22 protein-coding genes are annotated in these 19,949 nt (G+C 63.0%); 8 read left to right on the plus strand and 14 right to left on the minus strand.

Going from position 1 to position 19,949, the window contains the following annotated elements:
* Positions 1-9: 9 nt before the first annotated feature.
* A complete protein-coding gene (locus CJD35_RS02250) occupies positions 10-576 on the minus strand; it encodes an HNH endonuclease (RefSeq protein WP_017181432.1) in 567 nt (188 codons plus the stop codon).
* Positions 577-670: 94 nt separating this feature from the next.
* Between CJD35_RS02250 and gluQRS the strand changes: the two genes are divergently transcribed.
* The 4 genes from gluQRS (at position 671) to CJD35_RS02270 (ending at position 3,383) form a co-directional block, all read left to right on the plus strand.
* On the plus strand, positions 671-1,585 hold the full coding sequence (gluQRS, locus tag CJD35_RS02255; protein WP_017181433.1) for a tRNA glutamyl-Q(34) synthetase GluQRS: 915 nt from the start codon (positions 671-673) through the stop codon (positions 1,583-1,585).
* 10 nt (positions 1,586-1,595) lie between these two features.
* A complete protein-coding gene (locus CJD35_RS02260) occupies positions 1,596-1,829 on the plus strand; it encodes a twin transmembrane helix small protein (RefSeq protein ID WP_017181434.1) in 234 nt (77 codons plus the stop codon).
* An 8-nt stretch (positions 1,830-1,837) separates the two neighbouring features.
* Positions 1,838-2,407, plus strand: coding sequence for a cob(I)yrinic acid a,c-diamide adenosyltransferase (locus CJD35_RS02265; RefSeq protein ID WP_017181435.1), 570 nt, complete (start codon positions 1,838-1,840; stop codon positions 2,405-2,407).
* Between the two features lie 127 nt (positions 2,408-2,534).
* Positions 2,535-3,383, plus strand: coding sequence for a GGDEF domain-containing protein (locus CJD35_RS02270; RefSeq protein ID WP_017181436.1), 849 nt, complete (start codon positions 2,535-2,537; stop codon positions 3,381-3,383).
* 6 nt (positions 3,384-3,389) lie between these two features.
* Here CJD35_RS02270 and CJD35_RS02275 read toward each other — a convergent pair whose 3' ends face one another.
* The 8 genes from CJD35_RS02275 to typA form a co-directional block, all read right to left on the minus strand.
* Positions 3,390-4,436 carry a DUF1176 domain-containing protein gene (locus CJD35_RS02275; RefSeq protein ID WP_017181437.1) on the minus strand — a complete coding sequence of 349 codons (1,047 nt, stop codon included), beginning with the start codon at positions 4,434-4,436 and terminating at the stop codon, positions 3,390-3,392.
* Positions 4,437-4,503: 67 nt separating this feature from the next.
* Positions 4,504-5,829, minus strand: a complete 1,326-nt coding sequence (locus tag CJD35_RS02280) for a NupC/NupG family nucleoside CNT transporter (RefSeq protein WP_017181438.1) — start codon at positions 5,827-5,829, stop codon at positions 4,504-4,506.
* A gap of 150 nt (positions 5,830-5,979) precedes the next feature.
* Positions 5,980-6,453 carry a helix-turn-helix domain-containing protein gene (locus CJD35_RS02285; RefSeq protein WP_017181439.1) on the minus strand — a complete coding sequence of 158 codons (474 nt, stop codon included), beginning with the start codon at positions 6,451-6,453 and terminating at the stop codon, positions 5,980-5,982.
* Positions 6,431-6,823 (minus strand): hypothetical protein, encoded by a 393-nt coding sequence (locus CJD35_RS02290; protein ID WP_017181440.1) that lies wholly within the window; start codon positions 6,821-6,823, stop codon positions 6,431-6,433. The genes CJD35_RS02285 and CJD35_RS02290 overlap by 23 nt, the downstream gene beginning before the upstream one ends.
* Before the next feature lie 89 nt (positions 6,824-6,912).
* Positions 6,913-7,260 (minus strand): hypothetical protein, encoded by a 348-nt coding sequence (locus CJD35_RS02295; protein ID WP_017181441.1) that lies wholly within the window; start codon positions 7,258-7,260, stop codon positions 6,913-6,915.
* A gap of 65 nt (positions 7,261-7,325) precedes the next feature.
* Positions 7,326-7,817: a helix-turn-helix domain-containing protein gene (locus CJD35_RS02300; protein ID WP_095686762.1), complete on the minus strand. Its 492-nt coding sequence runs from the start codon at positions 7,815-7,817 to the stop codon at positions 7,326-7,328.
* A gap of 178 nt (positions 7,818-7,995) precedes the next feature.
* A complete protein-coding gene (locus CJD35_RS22660) occupies positions 7,996-8,163 on the minus strand; it encodes a hypothetical protein (protein ID WP_017181443.1) in 168 nt (55 codons plus the stop codon).
* A gap of 93 nt (positions 8,164-8,256) precedes the next feature.
* Positions 8,257-10,074: a translational GTPase TypA gene (gene typA / locus CJD35_RS02305; RefSeq protein ID WP_017181444.1), complete on the minus strand. Its 1,818-nt coding sequence runs from the start codon at positions 10,072-10,074 to the stop codon at positions 8,257-8,259.
* Between the two features lie 216 nt (positions 10,075-10,290).
* Between typA and CJD35_RS02310 the strand changes: the two genes are divergently transcribed.
* Genes CJD35_RS02310 through CJD35_RS22665 form a run of 3 tightly spaced genes read left to right on the plus strand, consistent with a single transcriptional unit; the run spans position 10,291 to position 12,425 of the window.
* Complete coding sequence (locus CJD35_RS02310) at positions 10,291-11,511, plus strand: toxic anion resistance protein (protein WP_017181445.1); 1,221 nt, start codon at positions 10,291-10,293, stop codon at positions 11,509-11,511.
* A gap of 31 nt (positions 11,512-11,542) precedes the next feature.
* A complete protein-coding gene (locus tag CJD35_RS02315) occupies positions 11,543-12,253 on the plus strand; it encodes a hypothetical protein (protein ID WP_017181446.1) in 711 nt (236 codons plus the stop codon).
* A 16-nt stretch (positions 12,254-12,269) separates the two neighbouring features.
* Complete coding sequence (locus CJD35_RS22665) at positions 12,270-12,425, plus strand: hypothetical protein (protein WP_017181447.1); 156 nt, start codon at positions 12,270-12,272, stop codon at positions 12,423-12,425.
* Here the strand turns inward: CJD35_RS22665 and CJD35_RS02320 are convergent.
* The 3 genes from CJD35_RS02320 to prfB all read right to left on the minus strand — a co-directional run bounded on the left by CJD35_RS02320 (position 12,422) and on the right by prfB (position 14,668).
* Complete coding sequence (locus tag CJD35_RS02320; RefSeq protein WP_017181448.1) at positions 12,422-12,730, minus strand: PilZ domain-containing protein; 309 nt, start codon at positions 12,728-12,730, stop codon at positions 12,422-12,424. The two genes, CJD35_RS22665 and CJD35_RS02320, sit on opposite strands and share 4 nt — an antisense overlap.
* Positions 12,731-12,810: 80 nt before the next feature.
* Entirely contained in the window at positions 12,811-13,539 is a 729-nt protein-coding gene (locus tag CJD35_RS02325) for a class I SAM-dependent methyltransferase (RefSeq protein ID WP_037513978.1), read from the minus strand.
* Between the two features lies 1 nt (position 13,540).
* Entirely contained in the window at positions 13,541-14,668 is a 1,128-nt protein-coding gene (prfB, locus tag CJD35_RS02330) for a peptide chain release factor 2 (protein ID WP_017181450.1), read from the minus strand.
* A gap of 240 nt (positions 14,669-14,908) precedes the next feature.
* On the opposite strand from prfB, the gene CJD35_RS02335 reads away from it, so the two are divergent.
* Positions 14,909-15,544, plus strand: a complete 636-nt coding sequence (locus tag CJD35_RS02335) for a hypothetical protein (protein WP_140159586.1) — start codon at positions 14,909-14,911, stop codon at positions 15,542-15,544.
* A gap of 48 nt (positions 15,545-15,592) precedes the next feature.
* On the opposite strand, the gene CJD35_RS02340 is transcribed toward CJD35_RS02335, so the two are convergent.
* Together CJD35_RS02340 and CJD35_RS02345 are read right to left on the minus strand one after the other, a co-directional pair.
* On the minus strand, positions 15,593-18,127 hold the full coding sequence (locus CJD35_RS02340; RefSeq protein ID WP_017181452.1) for a penicillin-binding protein 1A: 2,535 nt from the start codon (positions 18,125-18,127) through the stop codon (positions 15,593-15,595).
* A 93-nt stretch (positions 18,128-18,220) separates the two neighbouring features.
* Positions 18,221-19,501, minus strand: a complete 1,281-nt coding sequence (locus tag CJD35_RS02345; RefSeq protein ID WP_017181453.1) for an N-acetylmuramoyl-L-alanine amidase — start codon at positions 19,499-19,501, stop codon at positions 18,221-18,223.
* Positions 19,502-19,949: the final 448 nt, after the last annotated feature.

Genomic DNA, 19,949 nt, shown 5'->3' on the forward strand with positions numbered 1-19,949 from the left:
GCCGTGCCGTTACGCCAGCAGCTCGACATCCCAATAGAGCCAGTCGTGCCAGCTTTCGTGCAGATAGCCGGGCGGGAAGGCGCGACCATGCTCCTGCAAATGCCAGCTGGTCGGGCGGATCGGCTGAACGTGGAGTTGCATCCCTGCCTCTTTGGGTGTGCGCCCGCCCTTTTTAAGGTTGCAGGGCGAACAGGCGGTCGCGACATTTTCCCATGTGGTGCGCCCACCGGCACGGCGCGGCACGACATGATCGAAGGTCAGATCGCTGGTGCTGCCGCAATATTGGCAGGCGAACTTGTCGCGCAGGAACAGGTTGAAGCGGGTGAAGGCGGGATGTTCGGACGGCTTCACATAATGTTTGAGCGCGATGACCGACGGGATTTTCATGTCCAGACTGGGGCTGTGCACCTGCCGCGCGTAGGAGGCGATGATGTCGACCCGGTCGAGAAAGACCGCCTTGATCGCGGTCTGCCACGGCCACAGGCTCAGCGGATAATAGCTGAGCGGCGTGTAATCTGCGTTCAAAACCAATGCCGGACAGTTTTCCGGATGCCGTATAAGGTCGGGATGGTACATAGAAAGCCTCTACCCCCTTGCCGACGTCGCTGATCAACCAGCAACATGACACCCGCATGACAGCATTAACCAATATCGCCCGTCAAGAGCCTGTATGACATCATCCGTCGCACCACAGCATGTTGTTACCCGCTTCGCGCCAAGCCCCACCGGGCGGCTGCATGTCGGCCATGCATGGTCGGCGCTGCTGGCGCATGACATGGCACGAGCGGCGGGCGGCACGTTCCGCCTGCGGATCGAGGATATTGATGGCACGCGCAGCCGGGCGGAGCATGTCGCGGGGATGATCGAGGATCTGACCTGGCTGGGAATAGGCTGGGATGGCGAGGTGGTTTTCCAGTCGCGGCGGCTGCCAACTTATGACGCGGCGCTGGAACGGCTGCGCGACATGGGGCTGCTCTATCCCTGTTTCTGTACGCGGGCGGACATTGCCGCCAGCACGAGCGCGCCGCACGGGCCGGAAGGGCCGGTTTATCCGGGGACGTGCCGGGGATTGAGCGAGGAGGAGCGGACGCGGCGGATTGGCGCGGGGGAGGCGCATGCGTGGCGGATCGATATGCAGGAAGCCGTGGCGCGGGCAGGCGCAGTGACATGGCAGGCGATGTCCTTTTCTCCGCTGTCATACCCGCAGATGGAGGCACAGGCGTTGCACAAGGCCGAGCCCCTCACCCATGGCGACGTGGTGCTGGCGCGCAAGGACGCGCCGGCAAGCTATCATCTGTCCTGCACGCTGGACGATGCCGCGATGGGGATCAGCCATGTGCTGCGCGGCGACGACCTGCTGGGGGCGACGGATGTGCATCGCCTGTTGCAGGCGCTGCTCGACCTGCCCTCTCCAGCCTATATCCATCATCCTTTGCTCGTGGATGCCGATGGCAGGCGCCTGGCCAAGCGAAGCGGGTCGATTGCGCTGGCGGACCTGCGCGCTCAGGGTATGGACGCCGCGGCACTGGTCGCTGACCTTAGGGGTGGACGCTTTCCGGTTGGCATCGGGCCTGCAAGCGCCTAGGTTACAGGCCATGAACACCGTCCTTGTCATCGCCCTCATCCTAGCCATGGGCGCAACGCTGTTTGCGCTGATCCGCGGCATCATCTCCTTCCTTCAGGTCACCAAGGAGGAATTGAACGCGCCCGAAGGCAGCGGGCCAAGCCCGTCGCGGCTCAAACAGAATAAGATGATGCTGAACCGCGTGCTGTTTCAGGCGGCGGCGATCATCATCGTCGCCATCCTGCTCTTGTCCAAGGGCAATTAGCCGATTCCATGGTCAAGCTGAACAAGATCTACACCCGTACCGGCGATGCGGGGACCACCGGGCTTGTCGATGGATCGCGACTGCCCAAGCATGCGCCGCGCATGCAGGCGGTGGGCGACGTTGATGAGGCCAACAGCGCGATCGGGCTGGCGATCATTGCGATGGCCGACAGGCCGGAAGCGGCTTGGCTGACGACGATCCAGAACGATCTGTTCGATCTGGGCGCGGATTTCGCGACGCCTGTCCCCGATGGTGCGGACGAACCATGGGCCTTGCGGATCATTGCCAGCCAGGTCGAGCGACTGGAAAAGCATATCGACGCGATGAATGCCGATCTGGCCCCGCTCGACAGCTTCATCCTGCCCGGCGGATCGCCTGCCGCCGCCGCCATCCACCTGGCCCGTGCGATCACGCGCCGGGCCGAACGCAGCGCAACCGCAGCCGCGACGGACGTGGCCCTGAACCCGCAGGCGCTGGCCTATCTCAACCGGCTGTCGGACCTGCTGTTCGTGCTGGCGCGCCGCGTGAATGATAATGGCGCTACCGATATCAAATGGGTGCCGGGCGGATCGCGCTGACAATCGCCCCCGTCTGACTCAGCTACGGCACGGTTCGTCCCACCTGGCCAAATTAACCCTGTTTGTTGGGAAAGCATTCAGTCGCCCCCCCCGACTTTGCGCACCATTCGCAATTACGGGGCCTTTCATGCATTTCTATCTCGCGACGTCATTCATTTTTCCGCGCTCGCTGCGCCTGCGCCTCTTCACCCTCTGTTTCATCGCCACCCATTTGCCGCTGCTGGGCTATTGTGGTTGGGGGCTAATGACCGGACGGATCGCGCTGACCGAATTTGTCCTGCTGACGCTGATGACGCTGTTTGGCACAGCGATCGCGCTGATTGGCATGGGGGCGTTGCTCAACCCCATTCATGCGCTGGCGGAGACGTTCAACGGCAAGGCGGATGCCGCGCTTCCGGAAGTCGGCGACGTGATCCAGACGCTCTATGCCGGGGTCCATCGCGCCGCCAGCACGACGCGGGCGCAGATCGACGACCTGCATGTCGCCGCGCATGAAGACCCGCTGACGGGGGTTGCCAACCGGCGCGGCTTTCTGGCGCAGCTCGACGCCCTGCCCCACGACCAGCGCCGCGGCTGTGTCGCGATCATCGACATTGATCATTTCAAGCAGGTCAACGACCAGCTGGGCCATGATGAGGGCGACCGGGTGCTGGCCGCCTTTGCCGACCGCCTGTCCGCGCTGTTGCGCCGCGTCGATCTGGTCGCGCGCTGGGGTGGCGAGGAATTTGTGGTTTTCTTTCATGGCGCGGCAGAGGATGAAGCCTGCTGGTCGCTGGCGCGTATCGCCAACCAGATGCGGCTGGACCCGATCGGCCGGATTCATGGCCGCCCGATCAGCTTTTCCGCCGGTCTGTCCCGCTGGGCCGGAGATGCCGTGGACGGCGCATTGAGCGCGGCGGACACGGCGCTCTATGACGCCAAACAGTCCGGGCGCGACCGCATCTGTCGCGCGGGGCCGGTCGTGCAGATGGTGTGACGCCGTCTATTCGACGACGCGCGCGGTCCAGGTCGTGATCCAGTGCCAGGCGCCGCGACATTCGCCCATGCTGGTCGCCTCGATCAGGCGGAAGCGCTGGCCGTCCCAGACATAGGCTTCGCTGCCGCCGCAATCGCCCAGGCCACGGCCCTTGGCGAAACTGTCCAGCCGGGACTTTTCCGGGCTCCAGCCGACATTGACCAGCATGGGATGGCCCGCCTCCTCGCTCCAGCCCGGCTTGAAATCGAAAGCGGCAAAGCGAAAGGATCGGCGGCCCGGAACGCCAGTGGCGATGACCGGCACGGACGAGAAATTATAGGCGCCCGATCCGCAGGGGACGAGGATGAGGGTTTCGGTTTTGGAGAGGCGTTGCAGATCCGGGGTCTGATCGCTGCGCATGTCATCGGTGCAGCCGGTATATTTGCCGAGCGCGGTCAGTTCCTCACGCCACAGGGCGGCGGGCGCTGGTCCGGCCGGGACGAGCGCGCGACGAATGGTGGGTGCTACGGGCGCGGGTTTTACAGCCGTCGGGCCAAGCGTGCCGGTCGCGACCAACGCGGTCGTGGTCCCTGCCCGGCCCTGCCGCGCGTCCATATAGCGCAGCGCCGCGCCTGATCCGGCGAGCGAGGGACGGCCAAGCAGCCTTGCGCCCGCGCGCACCTCCATGCTCGTGCCCCGCGCCATGGCGATGGCGAGCGCAGATGCCTGCGGCCCGCGGATCGTGGCTTCGCCATCGCGGGCAATGGCGCTGGCGATCTTGCGGCCATCGACGGACAGGGTGACGTCGGCCTGGCCCTTGCCCTCCCGGCTGATCCAGACTTCGGTCTGGGCATCGGGTCCAGCGGCGCGGACGATGCCGATCATCAACGGTATGTCGGGCAGATCGCTGCCTTCGGGCAACAGCGAGACCGCTTCGCATCGGTTGCGATTGTCGCAGCCGATCGTCCAGTCCTTATAGGTTTCCAACCGGCCCGGCTTTGGCGCTTGCGCCACGGCCATTGGCGATCCGAGCGAAACCGCCAGCGCGGCCGCGAAAACTGTCTTTGCCCCCATGGGGTTAACCATAAAAGATTTATGCGGGCAGCGATAGAGTCAAACGTTGCGGGTGGATAATGACCGATCAGCGTAGACTGAGCATCAGTCCCGCCAGCGCGGCGCTCATCAGGTTGGCAAGGCTGCCCGCGACCAGCGCCTTGAGGCCAAGCTTGGCGATCATCGGGCGCTGGTTGGGGGCGAGGTTGCCGGTCACCGCCATCTGGATCGCGATCGAGCTGAAATTGGCGAAGCCGCACAGGGCGAAGGTGACGATGGCGATGCTGGCCGGGGACAGCGCGCCCTGCACTTGGCCCAGATTGATATAGGCGACGAATTCGTTGAGCACGACCTTCGTGCCGAACAGGCCGCCTGCGACCTGCGCTTCCTCCCAAGGGATATTGAGCAGATACATGACCGGCGAAAAGACATAGCCCAGCAGTTGCTGGAAGCTGAGCGTCGGGTAGCCGAACATGCTGCCGATGCCGCCCAATATGCCGTTGGCCAGCGCCACCAGCGCGACGAAGGCCAGCACCATCGCGCCGACCGCGACGGCGAGTTTCACGCCGGTCTGCGCCCCTTGCGCGGCGGCCATGATGATGTTTGCGGGCTTTTCCTCGTCATGGCTGGCGACCGGCATGGGTTCGCCCGGCGTTCCTTCGGGCAGCAAGGCGGCGGGCCCTGCCCCGCTGATCCGGGTTTCGGGCAGATGAATGTCGGGATCGTCACCCAGCGGCAATTCGCCCTGCACGGGCAGTCGCACATCCGGCATCATGATCTTGGCCATCAGCAGTCCGCCGGGCGCGGCCATGAAGCTGGCGGCGAGGAGATAGTCGATCTTGATCCCCATGGATGCGTAAGCGGCGAGGATCGTGCCGGCAACGCCTGCCATGCCGCTGGTCATCACCGTGAACAATTGCGGCGGAGTGAGGCCCGCCAGATAGGGGCGGATGACGAGCGGGCTTTCGCTTTGCCCCACGAAGATATTGGCGGCGGCGCACAGGCTTTCCACCTTCGACACGCCGGTCACCGCCTCGATCGCGCCGCCGACCCAGCGGACGATGAACTGCATGACCCCCAGATAATAGAGGATCGACACGAGGCTGGCGAAGAAGATGATGACGGGCAGCGCAGCGATGGCGAAGCTGGCCCCGCCGATTTCGGGACTGGCAAGCGGGCCGAAGATGAAATTGGTGCCCGCCTGCGCATAGCCAAGAAGATTGGACACCCCCTTCGACATGCCCGCAATGACCGCGCGCCCGGCAGGAACATAGAGAACCATCAGGGCGATGCCCGCCTGCAACAGGAAGGCCGCGCCGACGACGCGGAGCCGGATGGCGCGACGGTCGGACGACAGGGCAATGGCGATGGCAAGGATGAGCAGGATGCCCGCAAGACCGATAAGAAGATGCATGAAAGGCTTTCGCGGGAAGGATGTTGCGCGCGACTATATGAGCGGAGCGCGGGCATGGCCAGCCTGAGTTGAGGGATAGCTGTTCTTCCCGATCGCCCCGGTGGCGGCGAACACCCTCGCAATGTCGGGCGAATGGCGCCGGTGGGCGCGTCAGCCGTTTGCGTCGAACGCGAGCGACGACCAGGAGGACATGGCATCTACCGCCAGCGGCGAAAGACGCACGGCGCGGCGTCGGCGGCTGTTGGGCGAGGTTTGATGTTCCTCCAGAAGACCGCGCCTTTCCAGAACGCCGACTTGCCCGACGATGACGCTCATCGACAGGCGCGATTGTTCGCTCAGTTGCTCCAGTGTCAGCGCGCGCCCGTTCAGCCCGGACTGATAGAGGAGGAGCAGTATGTCCCAGGCGGGGTCGCTGAACAGGTTCGGACCTAGCAGCGTGGCACGCGCGCGCCGAGCTTCGATATAGCGCGAAAGCGCGGCCAGATGACCCTCCCCAGTGCCATCCAGAACCGCTGCATCCTCCTGCCGGGCATGCACATTGGAGAGACAGCGTTGCAGCGCGACGATCAGGTCGGCCGCCTCCTGGCTGGGGACGATGCTCTCAGGCGGAATATGCGCGGTCATGGAGCGACTTTCGATCAAGTTCGATGCCGACGATGGCAAACAGCATGAGGGGAATGATCCAGACCGTACTCAGCCCTTCATAGATGCGGTCTGAAAAACTTTGCAGCAGCAGGGTCGCGACATGGGACAGCACCGTCATCAATTGACAGGCGGAGACCCATACCGGCCAGTAGCGCTGGCTTTGCAGCATCAGCCAGAGCAATGCGACAAAGGTGAACAGGTCGACCGTCATCAGCCAATATTGCGTCGCCTGCCACGACCCGGCGAGCTGGGCGGGAATGGTGAGCACCACCGCCGCCGCCGAAATGACAACGAAGCGCCGCCCGTCCCGCCCCCCAAAGGCCAGTGCGAAGGCGCAGGTTAAAAGCATCAAAAGCCAAAAAGAAGCCGCCAGCATTTGATCACCGTTGAGAGGGGGGAGAAATCAAACGTGTATCCAATGCCGACGGCTCCACCTGGTCAAGCGACCAGGGTCAGGTGGCGCTGCACATCGTCCTGAGCGGGCGCGTCCATTCCCAACGGGCATCCGAAGGCGGTGACTGCATGCTGGCTTTGTTCGATGCAACGGGTCAGCAGGGCCGTCGCGCGGATCATGTCGCTGCGCCCTTCGATAATCTTGGTCGCGCTTTCATGGATGCGCAGGATGATGCGCTGGCTTTCGGCGGCGGTAAGGCCGGAATCCTGAGCGGCAGCGAGAAAAGCGGTCGTGAGGTGCGCGGTATCGACCAGCGCGCCGTCCAGCGAGGCAAAAGCCTGCTTGGTCTGATCGGCGACGGCCTGGGTCTTTGCGGGATCAAGATTGAGCACAAGTCATCTCCTTCGCACGGCGCCATGCGAGGCGGTGCGTTTTCAGCGTGGCGATACAGGAAGGATCAGGCCAGTGCCTTGAAGGCCCCGGCAATGAGCAGCAGCAAAGTGACGACACCAACGCCGGTCAGTACGGCGGCGCGGATCATCGCCAATATGCGGCCATCGATACTCAGTTCATTGATCGATCCCCCTAGCGGTGGGCCGAAGGCGAGGATGCGTCGCAGGAACCCTTTTCGTTCCGTCTGCTCATCCGGCCTGTCCGGCTGAGCGATGGATGACGCAGGAGATGCATCGGAAGCAAGCCGCTGCGATTGATGTATCAAAGGCTGATATGTGCCAGTTTGGGGCTGTGGTTGCTCAATCGAAACAAACAGGCGGGCTGCTTCCTTGCGGGAAGGGACGCCGAGCTTGCGCAAACTGGTGCGGACGCGCTGATCTACCGTATGTTCCGACACATGCAGCTGTCGCGCGATTTCCTTGGAATTGAAGCCCTGCGACACCAGCCGCAGGCACTGCTTTTCACCCTCGCTCAAGGCTGGCAGGGTTTCGGCCACTCCTTCGTTCCTCCTGCGTGGACGCTTTTGCCCGTCAACAAGCTACAGGCATCACAAGGTCCAGCCAAAGCATATCACACCCGCAAGGTTGCGATTCGGTTTGCGCTAGTGGCTAAAGTGACATGAGAGGGTAGTGATATGCAATCTAGTTACGTACGTAGGTACGTGGTCCCGACGATCAGGCGCGCGGTTTGCCGTCCTGTTTCGCCTTGTGCGCGGCGAGCAGCGCATCGATCTCGACGATTCGCTGACGTTGGGGCGTGTCCTTGACCAATCCCTTGAGGCGGCATTCGGCCCACAGAGCGCGGCGCTCGGACGTCAGGGCTTTGAGATAGAGGTCGGCCATGTTCCGGCTCCTTCAAAAATATGGGGGCGGAGCGTTGCCGCCCGCCCCCGTGCCGGTCTGGCCGGTCGGTCCCCCGAAAAGGGGAAGGCTTGATCAGGCTGCCTTGGACCGGCTCATGCGCTTGCGCTCGTTCGGATCGAGGTAACGCTTGCGCAGGCGAATGGTCTTGGGCGTGACTTCGACCAGTTCATCGTCGTCGATATAGGCGATGGCCTGTTCCAGCGTCATCTTCCAGGGCGGCGTCAGGCGGACCGCGTCATCCTTGCCGCTGGCGCGGAAATTGGTGAGCGCCTTCGACTTCATCGGATTGACTTCCAGATCTTCGGTCTTGGCGTTCTGGCCGATGATCATGCCTTCATACAACGCTTCGCCAACGCCCACCATCAGGATGCCGCGTTCTTCGAGCGGGCCCAGGGCGTAGGCATTGGCCTCACCCGATCCGTTGGAGATCAAGACGCCATTCTTGCGGCCTTCGATCGGACCCTTGTGCGGACCATATTTTTCGAAGAGGCGGTTCATGATGCCGGTGCCGCGCGTGTCCGACAGAAATTCGCCATGATAGCCGATCAGGCCACGCGACGGGGCGGAGAAGGTGATGCGGGTCTTGCCGCCACCCGACGGGCGCATGTCGGTCATCTCCGCCTTGCGCAGGTTCATCTTCTCGACAACCGTGCCGGAAAATTCATCGTCCACGTCGATCATGACGGTTTCATAAGGCTCGGTCCTGTTGCCGTCCTCGTCCGTGTCGAACAGCACGCGCGGGCGGCTGATCGACAGTTCAAACCCTTCGCGGCGCATCGTTTCGATCAGCACGCCAAGCTGAAGTTCGCCGCGGCCAGCCACTTCGAAACTGTCCTTGTCTTCCGATTCCGTCACCTTGATCGCGACGTTGGATTCGGCTTCGCGCTCCAGACGATCGCGGATCATGCGGCTCGTCACCTTGGAGCCTTCGCGGCCGGCCATGGGCGAATCATTGACGGCGAAGCGCATCGACAGGGTCGGCGGATCGATCGGCTGGGCCTGGATCGGTTCGGTCACGGAAACGTCGGCAATCGTGTTCGCCACGGTTGCGACCGCCAGCCCGGCAAGGCTGATAATGTCACCGGCCTGCGCTTCTTCGACAGGCACGCGGTCGAGGCCGCGAAACGCCATGATCTTGGACGCGCGGCCGGTTTCGATGATCTTGCCGTCCATGTCGAGCGCGTGGATCGCCTGGTTGGCGCGCACCTTGCCGCTGGTGACGCGGCCGGTCAGCACGCGGCCAAGAAAATTGTCGCGATCGAGCAGGGTCACCAGGAAGGTGAAGGGCGCATCGACGTCGAGCGCTGGCGGCGGCACATGGTCGACGATCTTCTGGAACAGCGGGGTCAGCGTGCCTGAACGCATCGACGCATCTTCGTTGGCGTAGCCATTGCGGCCCGACGCATAGAGGACGGGGAAATCAAGCTGTTCATCGGTCGCGTCGAGCGACACGAACAGATCGAACACTTCGTCCAGCACTTCCTGAATCCGTTCGTCGGGGCGATCGACCTTGTTGACGACGACGATCGGCTTCAGGCCCAGCGCCAGCGCCTTGCCGGTGACGAACTTGGTCTGCGGCATCGCGCCTTCCGACGAATCGACCAGCAGGACGACGCCATCGACCATCGAGAGGATGCGTTCGACTTCGCCGCCAAAGTCCGCGTGGCCGGGCGTGTCGACGATGTTGATGCGGGTGCCTTCCCATTCGACCGAGGTCGGCTTGGCCAGGATGGTGATGCCGCGCTCTTTTTCGAGATCGTTGCTGTCCATCGCCCGCTCTTCAACGCGCTGATTGTCGCGGAACGTACCGGACTGGCGGAAAAGCTGATCGACGAGGGTGGTCTTGCCGTGATCGACGTGCGCGATGATCGCGATATTACGCAGGGACATGTCTTGCCTTTGGGATATGGGCTCCCCTGGCCGACACAAGGTCACACAGAGGCTTCGGGCGCGCCCCTACAGGAAATGATGCGTTGCGGCAAGGGCGCGTGGCAGGCGCGACATATGGCGCGCTTCCCACTGGACGGCACGGCCCCTATGTTTATCCTGTCGATTGCGCCTTGAAGCGCGGGTGTTCTATATCAATATGACACCAAGGGAGATATCATGGCCACGACCGCTACTGCGACAACGACATCCTCCAGCGATCCGTTCAACCTGACGCCGCCCGATCCGGTGCCTGTCGTGAGCGCGGAGCGGGCAGCGGGGCTGGTGCCGATCGATGCGGAGAAGAAATCCAAGCTGGACGAGAAGGTTGACGCCTTCATCGACGATCTTGTGGCGCAGGATTCCAATTCGCCCGCGTTCGGCGCGCGGGTCGACCAGTTGACCAATATGGGGCGCAAGGAAATTGCCGAGGCCGCGGGGCATAGCAACCGTTTCCTCGACCGGCCGGTGCGGGCGATGGACAGCGACAGCAAGGTCGGCGCGGACCTGGCCGAACTGCGCCGCACGGTCGAGGATCTGGACCCCGGCAAGCGCGGCAGCCTGACCAGCCGCAAAAAGCTGTTCGGCATCATCCCGTTCGGCAACAAGATGCGTGACTATTTCGACAGCTATAAAAGTGCGCAGAGCCACATCAATTCCATCCTGGGATCGCTGGCCAGCGGCAAGGACACGCTGATCAAGGATAATGCCGCGATCGATGTCGAGCGGCAGAATATGTGGGCGACGATGGGCCGTCTGGAACAGATGATCCACATCAGCAAGACGATGGACGCGCGGCTGGAAGCCAAGGCGCTGGAACTGGATTCGACCGACCCGACCAAGGCGAAGGCGATCCGCGAGAGCGCGCTGTTCTACATTCGCCAGCGCACGCAGGATCTGCTGACCCAGATGGCCGTGACGGTGCAAGGCTATCTGGCGCTCGATCTGGTGAAGAAGAATAATGTCGAACTGGTCAAGGGCGTCGACCGCGCGTCCACCACGACGGTCGCGGCGCTGCGCACCGCTGTGACGGTGGCGCAGGCGCTGGTGGGTCAGCGGCTGGTGCTGGAGCAGATCAGCGCGCTGAACACGACGACTGCGAACATGATCGATTCGACCGGCGAATTGCTCAAGAGCCAGACCGCCCAGATTCACGAGCAGGCCGCATCGAGCACGATCCCGATCGAGACGTTGCAGCGCGCGTTCCAGAATATCTACGACACGATGGACAATATCGACACGTTCAAGCTCAAGGCGCTGGAGAATATGAAAACGACGGTGACGACGCTGTCGAACGAGGTCGAAAAGTCCAAGGGCTATATCGCAAGGGCCGAGGGTCAGGCGCAGGCGTCGAAGGAAGCGCGGGCCGACAATCCCCTGCTGAGTGCGATCGAGGGATGAAGATGTTCACCAGCAACATCCGGTGGTCGTTATGAGCCGGTCCGATCGCGTGCTGGCCGATGCCGAAGCGGTGCTGCGGCGTCATAGCGAGCGCGGGCAGAGCCTGACCGCGCGGGCGCGGCAGCGGCGCAATGCGGGGCTGATCCGCAAGGTCAAATATGCCTTCTGGGCGGTGCTGGCGGTGATATTGGGCAGCGCGGTCGCGGGCTTTGTCGTGCCACTGGGGACGACCGGCGTGATGATCGCGCTGGGGGTGGTGATCGCTGCATTGTTGCTGATCGGCCTGCTGCCGACGGAAACCCGCGTGCGGACCGAGGCACTGGCGGAAACGCCGCTCACCGCCCTGCCGCTCCAGACCGAAATCTGGCTGGAAAATCAGCGCAAGGCGCTGCCGGCTCCGGCAGTAACACTGGTCGACAGTATCGGCACGAAGCTGGAGATATTGTCGCCACAACTGGAAAAGCTGGGACCGCAAGACCCCGCTGCGCTGGAAGTGCGCAGGCTGCTGGCGGATCATCTGCCCGAACTGGTGACAGGCTATCAGTCGATCCCGCAGCCGTTGCGGCGCGAGGAACGCAATGGCCGGGTGCCCGAAAAGCAGTTGGTCGAGGGGCTGGCGGTAATCGACGCGGAGATCGGGCGGATGAGCGAGAGCCTGGCCAGCGGCGATCTGGACAAGCTGGCGACGCAAAACCGCTTTCTGGAGTTGAAATATCAGGAGGCGAAGGAATTGGGGCAATAGCCCGATCCTTCCCCGGATGATCCACCTCACCCTTATCATCGTCGATTTCCTGACCGGGTTGCTGGCGGCAGGCGCGTGGGCGCTGGCGTCCGCAGGCGGTGCCATCGCGGCGGTGGTGGGCAGCGGGATATTGGGGGTTTCGCTATTCCGGCGCTGGCGGCGCAGGGACTAAAGGCCGTTTAAAAGGCCGGCCACCATGGCGTCGGACAAGGCGATGTCGAAATGCACGCCGAAACGCTTGGCGCGGACCCAGACGACATGGGCGACGACCATGATCCCTTTCGTCTCTATCATGACGCGATCGCCCGTGGACGGCGGACGATCGCAATGGGCAAGCGCGCCGGTTGTCGAGAGATCCAATATATGTGCGCGCAGCGGCATACCGCGCAGGTGCAGCACCACCGGCTCGAACATCTTGTGCCGCGCGGCGATGCGGGGTTTGGTCCCGGAGGGGGCGAGCGATGCATGGTCGGTCATGATTGGAATCTCCCCGACACCGTCATATTGCAGTTGCGAGCAACAGCCAATCACCAGAAAGGATCAGGGCGGCGTTAACCCTAATTTTCGCTGCGATAGGCGCATGTGACGATACTGGACGGGTCGGGCCGAGCTGCGATGCGGCGGAAACGGGCGAAATAGCCCCCTGCGCTCGGCTTGGGGATGACCTCCTCCAATCGGAAACCCATTGCCGTCAGTTCGCAGGCAAGCAGGCGCGGCGGCGTGCCATGCTGTTCGGTCGGCCTGTTGGAATCGACGACGATCAGTTCGCCATCCTTTTTCAGCGCCGGGCTGAGGTGCCAGAGAAAGGCATAAGGTTCGGCAATCTCATGATACATATGCACCATCAAGATGCGGTCGAAGCTGTTGACCGGCAGGCGGGGATCTTCGGGCGCGCCCAGCTTGACGCTGACATTGTCCAGCTTTTCGCGCGTGATGCGGCGCGACAGCGCCTCGATCACTTCCGGCATGATATCCTCTGCCAGCACCCGTCCGCTCTTGCCGACGCGGGCGGACAGCCGCACGGTATAATAGCCCTCGCCCGCGCCAATATCCGCGACGGTCATGCCGGGACGGATTCCGGCGCGGTCCATGATATCCTCCGCCTCATTCACCCGGTCGCGGGCCTCCTCGCTCGACCAGCGGGTCGACACGATCGGGGCCACCGGGCGGTCCGCGAGCGGGAAAGGCGCGGCAGCGGGGGAACGCTCCGTTTCGTTACCGGGCGACAGGCGGTCGCAGGCGGTGAGCAAGGCAAGCACGCCCGCCAGAACCGCCCGCATGCTCATGTCAGTCGACATCCTCGACATCGACCTTCTCGCCAGTCACCTTCTGGCTGAGCGCTGCGGCCATGAAGGGATCAAGCGCGCCGTCCAGCACGTCGTCGGGCGCGGTCGAGGTGACCCCGGTGCGCAGATCCTTCACCAGCTGATAGGGTTGCAGCACATAGGAACGGATCTGGTGCCCCCAGCCAATCTCCGTCTTGGCGGCATATTCGCCAGCCGTCACGGCTTCGCGCTTGGCCAGTTCCGCTTCGTAGAGGCGCGCCTTGAGCATGTTCATCGCGGTTGCGCGGTTCTTGTGCTGCGAACGGTCATTCTGCGACGCGACGATGATGCCGGACGGAATATGGGTGATGCGGACGGCCGAATCGGTCGTGTTGACATGCTGCCCGCCCGCGCCGGACGCGCGATAGGTGTCGATCTTGAGGTCGGATTCCTTGACTTCAATGTCGATATCATCGTCAATCACGGGATAGACCCATACCGACGAGAAGCTGGTATGGCGGCGCGCGGCGCTGTCATAGGGGCTGATGCGGACCAGGCGATGGACGCCGCTTTCGGTCTTGGCATAGCCATAGGCATTCTCGCCCTTGATCAGGAAGGTCGCGGACTTGATGCCCGCCTGATCGCCCGCCTGATAATCGACCAGTTCGACCTTGTAACCGCGCCGTTCGGCCCAGCGGCGATACATTCGGCTGAGGATTTCGGCCCAATCCTGGCTTTCGGTACCGCCAGCACCGGCATGGATTTCCAGATAGGTGTCGCTGCCATCGGCTTCGCCAGACAGCAGCGCCTTGATCTTGTCCTCGTCCGCGCGGTCGGCCAGCGCCTTCAGCGCCGCGATGGCTTCGGACACCATGTCCTCGTCACCTTCGGCTTCCGCCATTTCGATCAGTTCGGCAGTGTCGGACTTTTCCGATGCAATGGCACGGGTCGCGCCGATGGCGCTGTCCAGCCTGGTCCGCTCCCGCATGACCTCCTGCGCCAGCTTGGCATTGTCCCACAAGGTCGGATCCTCGACGCGCGCGTTCAACTCGTCAAGGCGGCGCAGCGCGCGGTCCCAGTCGAGCGACTGGCGCAGCAGGGCAAGCGCGGCGTCGATGCGGTCAATATATTGCAGCGCTTCGGCGCGCATGGGTGGTCTCCAAAAACTCGGCCCAAAAGGGAAGGCTCTCTAGCCGTTCGCCCTGAACTTGTCGAAGGGCCGTCCTTTCTTGCGTAAATCGCTGTTCGTCAAGAAGAACAGGGCTTCGACAGGCTCAGCCCGAACGGTTCCGATGCATTTCGTCGCAAGAGGGTCAAAAAGCGCTGCGGGCGGACGCATTAATGATGTTCCGCAAAAGGATAGCAATGCCTCAACGATAGTCGCTGCCGAATGCGCATTCTTCCCATGTTCGCCCTTCTGGCTTTGGCTCCGCAATCGGCATTGGCATCTGGCGGTGTACCGTTGTCGCCTATCGGATTTTCATTTTCTCCATCGGCTCCCGCACCATTGAAACCGGACCATCCGCTATATCGTCGCATAGCATTGGAGCAAGTGGCGGATATGCCCGGTGTCGTGGGCGGAAAAGCGACACTGGGCCTGGCAGGGGCAGCAAAGCGGTCCAGCTTTGAGAAAGCACTGCGCGAAACAATGAATAAGCTGAACATGCTGGCCACTACGGATGCCGAAGCCAAGGTTCGCTTGTCGCCACGCTGGATTGACATGGATGCGCCGTTCAAGATTTCCTTCTCCAGCCGTGCCAGCGTCACGATGGGATGGAGCTTAACCCGAATCGACAACGGCCAGCTTCTGTTCCAGCGAGATATAACGACCGCTGCTCAGTCCAAGGGCGGAAACGGCACCGACCGTATGGTCGGAGTCGGACGCGTCGCATTGATGACAAACATTGCCTCCGCCTTGAACTGCGTCGACAGGGCGGCCTATGGCGTGGCACCTCAAGATTGCGCGCTTTCCCCGAATTTTGAGTATAAAGCGCCGACTTACATCTTCATGTTCCTGCCCGGTTGATGGCAGATCATCATTGGGTACGGCTACGCCAGACCTTCTAATCTTTCCTCAATAAATCCCGCCCTGATCGGACAGGAATTCGCTGTCGGTGCGCGCTCTGGTGCGGCTGGCGGCGCGGGTGGCGGCGACCTTGGCTTGCTCTTCGGCCTCTTCCTTGCGGATCGTGCGGCGGGGTTCGGATTCGGGTTTGAAGGCTTCCCAGATGACCGCCGCCTTGGGTTCGCTGGTCGGCCAGGCGCCGTACACGCGCTTGCCCGACCGCCGGTCGATCGCGACCATGCGGATGCCCGCAGGGGCGATGAAGGGCGTCTTTGGCATGGTTTCCAGGATCGGAGCCATCGCCGCCTTCCAGATCGGCGCGGCGATGCGGCCGCCCTGCGCCCAGCCGCCAAGGCTGCGCGGCTGATCATAGCCGATATACACGCCAGCGACGAGATCGGGCGATCCGCCGACGAACCAGACATTGGTCGGGCCGTTGGTGGTGCCGGTCTTGCCGAAGAGCGGACGCTTAAGGTCGGCCAGTACGGTGGCGGTACCGCGCTGGACCACGCCTTCGGCGATGTGGACGACCTGATAGGCGGTCATCGGGTTCATCACCTGCTTGCCCTCAAAACCGAAGCGCGGCATCGGCTTGCCGTCCCAATTGGCCATGTTGCAGCCATCGCAGGCGCGCCAGCGTTCGGGCCAGATGACCTTGCCACGTCGGTCCTGCACATAATCCATCACGCGCGAGGGGAATTGCCGCCCCTGATTGGCGAGCGCCGCATAAGCATTGACCATGCGTTCGACCGTGGTTTCACCCGCGCCCAGCGCGAAGGACAGATAGGGCTGGTAGTCGCCAATCCCCATGCCCTTGATGGTGCGGACGACCCGCTCCATGCCCGTCTGGCTGGCGGCCCGCACGGTCATCAGGTTGCGCGACTGTTCGACGCCCCAGCGCATCGTCTGCGGTCCAGCGCTGCCGCCGGAGAAGTTGCGAAAGCATTTCTGGCCAAGGCCCGCGCCCTGATAGACGCACAGCGGCCCATCGACGATGATCGAGGCCGGGGTCATGCCGCTGTCGAGCGCGGCGGCATAGACGAAGGGCTTGATGGTCGAACCGGGCTGGCGCAGCGCCTGGGTGGCGCGGTTGTAGGAGGACAGGCGCGAATCAAAGCCGCCCTGCATCGCGCGGATACGGCCCGAATGAACCTCCTCCACCATCATGCCGCCCGACACTTCGGGGATGGAACGCAGCGCCCAGTTCGATCCATTGCGCGCAACGACGATCAGGTCGCCAGGCTTCATTGCAGAGAAGGCCGGACCACCTGTTTTGCGATAGGGGCTCTGCGCGGCGCTGGCGGGGAGAGTGCCCGTGCTGCCGTCGGCAAAGCCAAGCTGCGCGTCGGTCGATGTGCGGCTGACGATGACGGCGACGCGCCAATCTGCATAATCGACGTCGATATAGCTGGCGGCCAGTTCCCGCTCCCAGCCATTGTCTATCTTGATATGACCGACCGGGCCGGACCAGCCGCGCCCGGCGTCGAAACGCAACAGCCCGCCGCGCAGCGCATTCTTGGTGCTTTCCTGCACCACCGGATCATAGGGGCTGCGCACCCACAGGCCACCGGCATAGACGCTGTTGGGACCATCGCTCGCCTTTTCGCCGAACAGGCTGATCAGGCGGCGGCGCACTTCTTCCATATAATAGCCGCCTGCCCGCGCGTCGAAGCCGGAGCCGTGCGCGGCAACGGTGCCGAGCGGCTGGGCCACCGCCGCGTCGCGCTGTGCAGGGGTGATCCAATTATTCTTCACCATTTCGCCCAGCGCCCAGTTGCGCCGTTCGATCGCGCGGGCATGACCGGTCGGGCTTTCGGGGCGGTAATTGGCCGGCCCCTTGGGCAGGATCGACAAATAGGCCATTTCGTGGAGCTTGAGGTCGGCGACGTCCTTGTCGAAATAGGCGCGCGCGGCAGCCTGTACGCCATAGGCGTTTCGACCCAGAAATATCTGGTTGAGATAGAGTTCGAGGATTTGCTGCTTGGTCAGCACATTTTCCATGCGCCACGCCAGGATCATCTCCTTCACCTTGCGCGTGGGCGAATATTCGTCGCCGATCAGCAGATTCTTGGCCACCTGCTGCGTAATGGTCGATCCGCCGCGGGCGCGCTGGCCAGACCCCAATTTGCTGGCATAATCAAGCACGGCCCCAGCGAAACCGGGGAAGTCGACGCCATGATGGTCAAAGAATGTCTTATCCTCCGCCGCCAGATAGGCGTGGATCAGTTGCGGGGGATAGTCGCTGAATTGCAGCTGGACGCGCCGTTCGCGGGCATAGCTGTGAACCGGCTGGCCATTAATGTCGCGCACGATGGTAGGCAGCGGCGGCTCATATTCCAGCAGCGTCGCCGCGTCGGGCAAGCCGCGCGCGAAGATCAGCCAGAACAGCGCGCAAAAGAGCAGGAAGCCGCCCAGCAGGATCGCGCTCCAGCGAAACAGGCGGCGCTGCCAGAGCGGGCGCAGACGATCCAGCACGCCCCCTGCGTCGCGACGCAGGCGATAGGCAAAGGACGATGCGGGCGGATTGGAACGGGCCTCTTCCATGACGGATCAGGCTCTAAGGTCAAATTGCCGCCAAGGCCAGCGCAGATCGTCGAACCTGCCCCCCTTCCCCGCCAGCGACGCGTTTTGGCGCGATCAGCCCCCGGCCGCGCCGCCGTGCATCGCAAGCTTGCGGGCGAAGTGAACCTCGATCGCGCGGGCGACGCCGCGGGCGATTTTCTGCTGCCCCTCGCGCGAGGCGAGAAAGGCCGCATCCTCGGCATTGCTGATATAGCCGGTTTCAAACAGGACCGATGGCGTATCGGGCGCTTTTAGCACCATTAAGGAAGCAAAGCGGTGATAGGCGCTGCGGAAGGCCACATAGGGCGATGCTTCGCGCTGGAGCAGACGCGCGAAATTGGCCGAGATGTTCATCGATTCGCGCTGGGTCAGGTCGATGAGGATCGAGGAGACGTCGCCCGACTGGCCGCCAAGGTTCACGCCATTGATGATGTCCGCCTTATTCTCCCGCGCCGCCAGACGCGCCGCTTCGCGATCGGAAGCGGTTTCGGACAATGTATAGACGGTCGCCCCATGCGCGTCGGCATTTTCCGCTGCGTCGGCATGGATCGAAATGAACAGGTCTGCGCCCAGCTTGCGGGCGATGCCATAGCGTTCCTGAAGCACGAGATATTTGTCATCGTCGCGGGTCAGCGCCACGCGCACACGGCCCGACTTGACCAACTGGTCGCGGATCGCCTGGGCGATGGCCAGCGTCACATCCTTTTCGCGCTTGCCATTATCCTTGTTGATCGCGCCCGGATCATGGCCGCCATGGCCCGCATCGATCACGATCAGGGGACGGGTGCCGTCACGCGCGCCCTCGATCGGCGGCAGCGCGACGCCGCGCGCCATGGACGGGATCGGCACGGTGATCGAATGGAGTCGCTTTCGCGGTCGGGCGCTCATATTGGCGGGCGCGTCGAAATTGGTGCGGCCCCTGCCCACCGCCGTGCGAAAGACGCTGTCGGTCGCGCCCTTGAGCGAGAAGCTGAGCGATTTGCCGTCGGGCGCGATCTGCGCATCGCCCAGCGTCGCCGGGCTGGCGAGATCGAGAACGACGCGGGCGGTGCTTTCGCTCAACTGGCCCTGACGCACTGCGGCGATCGTGCCATTGCCGGGCGCGAACTGGCCGCGACTGATCTGCGCGCCGCTGATGTCGAGCGCGATACGGCGCGGCGTATCAAGCAGGAAGGCTGACGCGCCATCGACCCGATCGTCGAAACGAACAATGACGCGATCGTCGCGTACATCGACGGCATAAATGCCGCCGGCGCTGCCGGGCGCCGCCATCGTCAGAGTGCTTGCAAGGGCAAGGCTTTGTAACATGCGCCGCTTGTGCATCGCATGGATGCGGGCCGTCCAGCCAAATGTCATGCGCTTATCCGTTCAGCGTCCCCACGCTAAACCCCGGATTAAGCAAAGCCTGTTGTGGCTCCGTAAAATGAGACGGTTAACGGGATTTTCAGCACGAGCGGCGATACGGGTGCTGGTTTGGAACGGGCTTTGCTCCGCCCATTTTTGAACAGACGCGAACAAGACATAATATTTCAGGCAGCCGTTGCCCCGTGGGTCTTTGACTGCTACCCATTCATATTCCCGCAAGACTAGCCTGTTTCACGGTGGCGATGCGGGGAAACAAGAGCGGCATCGGCGCGCACCCTGCGCGCCACAGGATGCCAGTAACAGGTTGACGCTGCATGAGGCATGAATTCCATTCCACGCTTGCCCCGGTAACGGGCGATGCGGCGTGGATGGTCCGGCCCGGCGAATTGTCCGGCCCTGCCGACGCAGCAGACGCGCAATATTTCCTTCAAACCTGGAC

Source organism: Sphingobium xenophagum, from assembly GCF_002288285.1.
GTDB lineage: Bacteria > Pseudomonadota > Alphaproteobacteria > Sphingomonadales > Sphingomonadaceae > Sphingobium > Sphingobium xenophagum.

Coding starts and splice junctions, on each gene's coding strand:
- CJD35_RS02345 (WP_017181453.1), bottom strand. CDS start 19,501: ATGACATTTGGCTGGACGGCCCGCATCCATGCGATGCACAAGCGGCGC.
- CJD35_RS02275 (WP_017181437.1), bottom strand. CDS start 4,436: ATGGGGGCAAAGACAGTTTTCGCGGCCGCGCTGGCGGTTTCGCTCGGA.
- gluQRS (WP_017181433.1), top strand. CDS start 671: ATGACATCATCCGTCGCACCACAGCATGTTGTTACCCGCTTCGCGCCA.
- CJD35_RS02310 (WP_017181445.1), top strand. CDS start 10,291: ATGGCCACGACCGCTACTGCGACAACGACATCCTCCAGCGATCCGTTC.
- CJD35_RS02265 (WP_017181435.1), top strand. CDS start 1,838: ATGGTCAAGCTGAACAAGATCTACACCCGTACCGGCGATGCGGGGACC.
- CJD35_RS02315 (WP_017181446.1), top strand. CDS start 11,543: ATGAGCCGGTCCGATCGCGTGCTGGCCGATGCCGAAGCGGTGCTGCGG.
- CJD35_RS02335 (WP_140159586.1), top strand. CDS start 14,909: ATGCGCATTCTTCCCATGTTCGCCCTTCTGGCTTTGGCTCCGCAATCG.
- CJD35_RS02285 (WP_017181439.1), bottom strand. CDS start 6,453: ATGACCGCGCATATTCCGCCTGAGAGCATCGTCCCCAGCCAGGAGGCG.
- prfB (WP_017181450.1), bottom strand. CDS start 14,668: ATGCGCGCCGAAGCGCTGCAATATATTGACCGCATCGACGCCGCGCTT.
- CJD35_RS02290 (WP_017181440.1), bottom strand. CDS start 6,823: ATGCTTTTAACCTGCGCCTTCGCACTGGCCTTTGGGGGGCGGGACGGG.
- CJD35_RS02280 (WP_017181438.1), bottom strand. CDS start 5,829: ATGCATCTTCTTATCGGTCTTGCGGGCATCCTGCTCATCCTTGCCATC.
- CJD35_RS02340 (WP_017181452.1), bottom strand. CDS start 18,127: ATGGAAGAGGCCCGTTCCAATCCGCCCGCATCGTCCTTTGCCTATCGC.
- CJD35_RS22665 (WP_017181447.1), top strand. CDS start 12,270: ATGATCCACCTCACCCTTATCATCGTCGATTTCCTGACCGGGTTGCTG.
- CJD35_RS02325 (WP_037513978.1), bottom strand. CDS start 13,539: ATGAGCATGCGGGCGGTTCTGGCGGGCGTGCTTGCCTTGCTCACCGCC.
- CJD35_RS02270 (WP_017181436.1), top strand. CDS start 2,535: ATGCATTTCTATCTCGCGACGTCATTCATTTTTCCGCGCTCGCTGCGC.
- CJD35_RS02320 (WP_017181448.1), bottom strand. CDS start 12,730: ATGACCGACCATGCATCGCTCGCCCCCTCCGGGACCAAACCCCGCATC.
- CJD35_RS22660 (WP_017181443.1), bottom strand. CDS start 8,163: ATGGCCGACCTCTATCTCAAAGCCCTGACGTCCGAGCGCCGCGCTCTG.
- typA (WP_017181444.1), bottom strand. CDS start 10,074: ATGTCCCTGCGTAATATCGCGATCATCGCGCACGTCGATCACGGCAAG.
- CJD35_RS02250 (WP_017181432.1), bottom strand. CDS start 576: ATGTACCATCCCGACCTTATACGGCATCCGGAAAACTGTCCGGCATTG.
- CJD35_RS02260 (WP_017181434.1), top strand. CDS start 1,596: ATGAACACCGTCCTTGTCATCGCCCTCATCCTAGCCATGGGCGCAACG.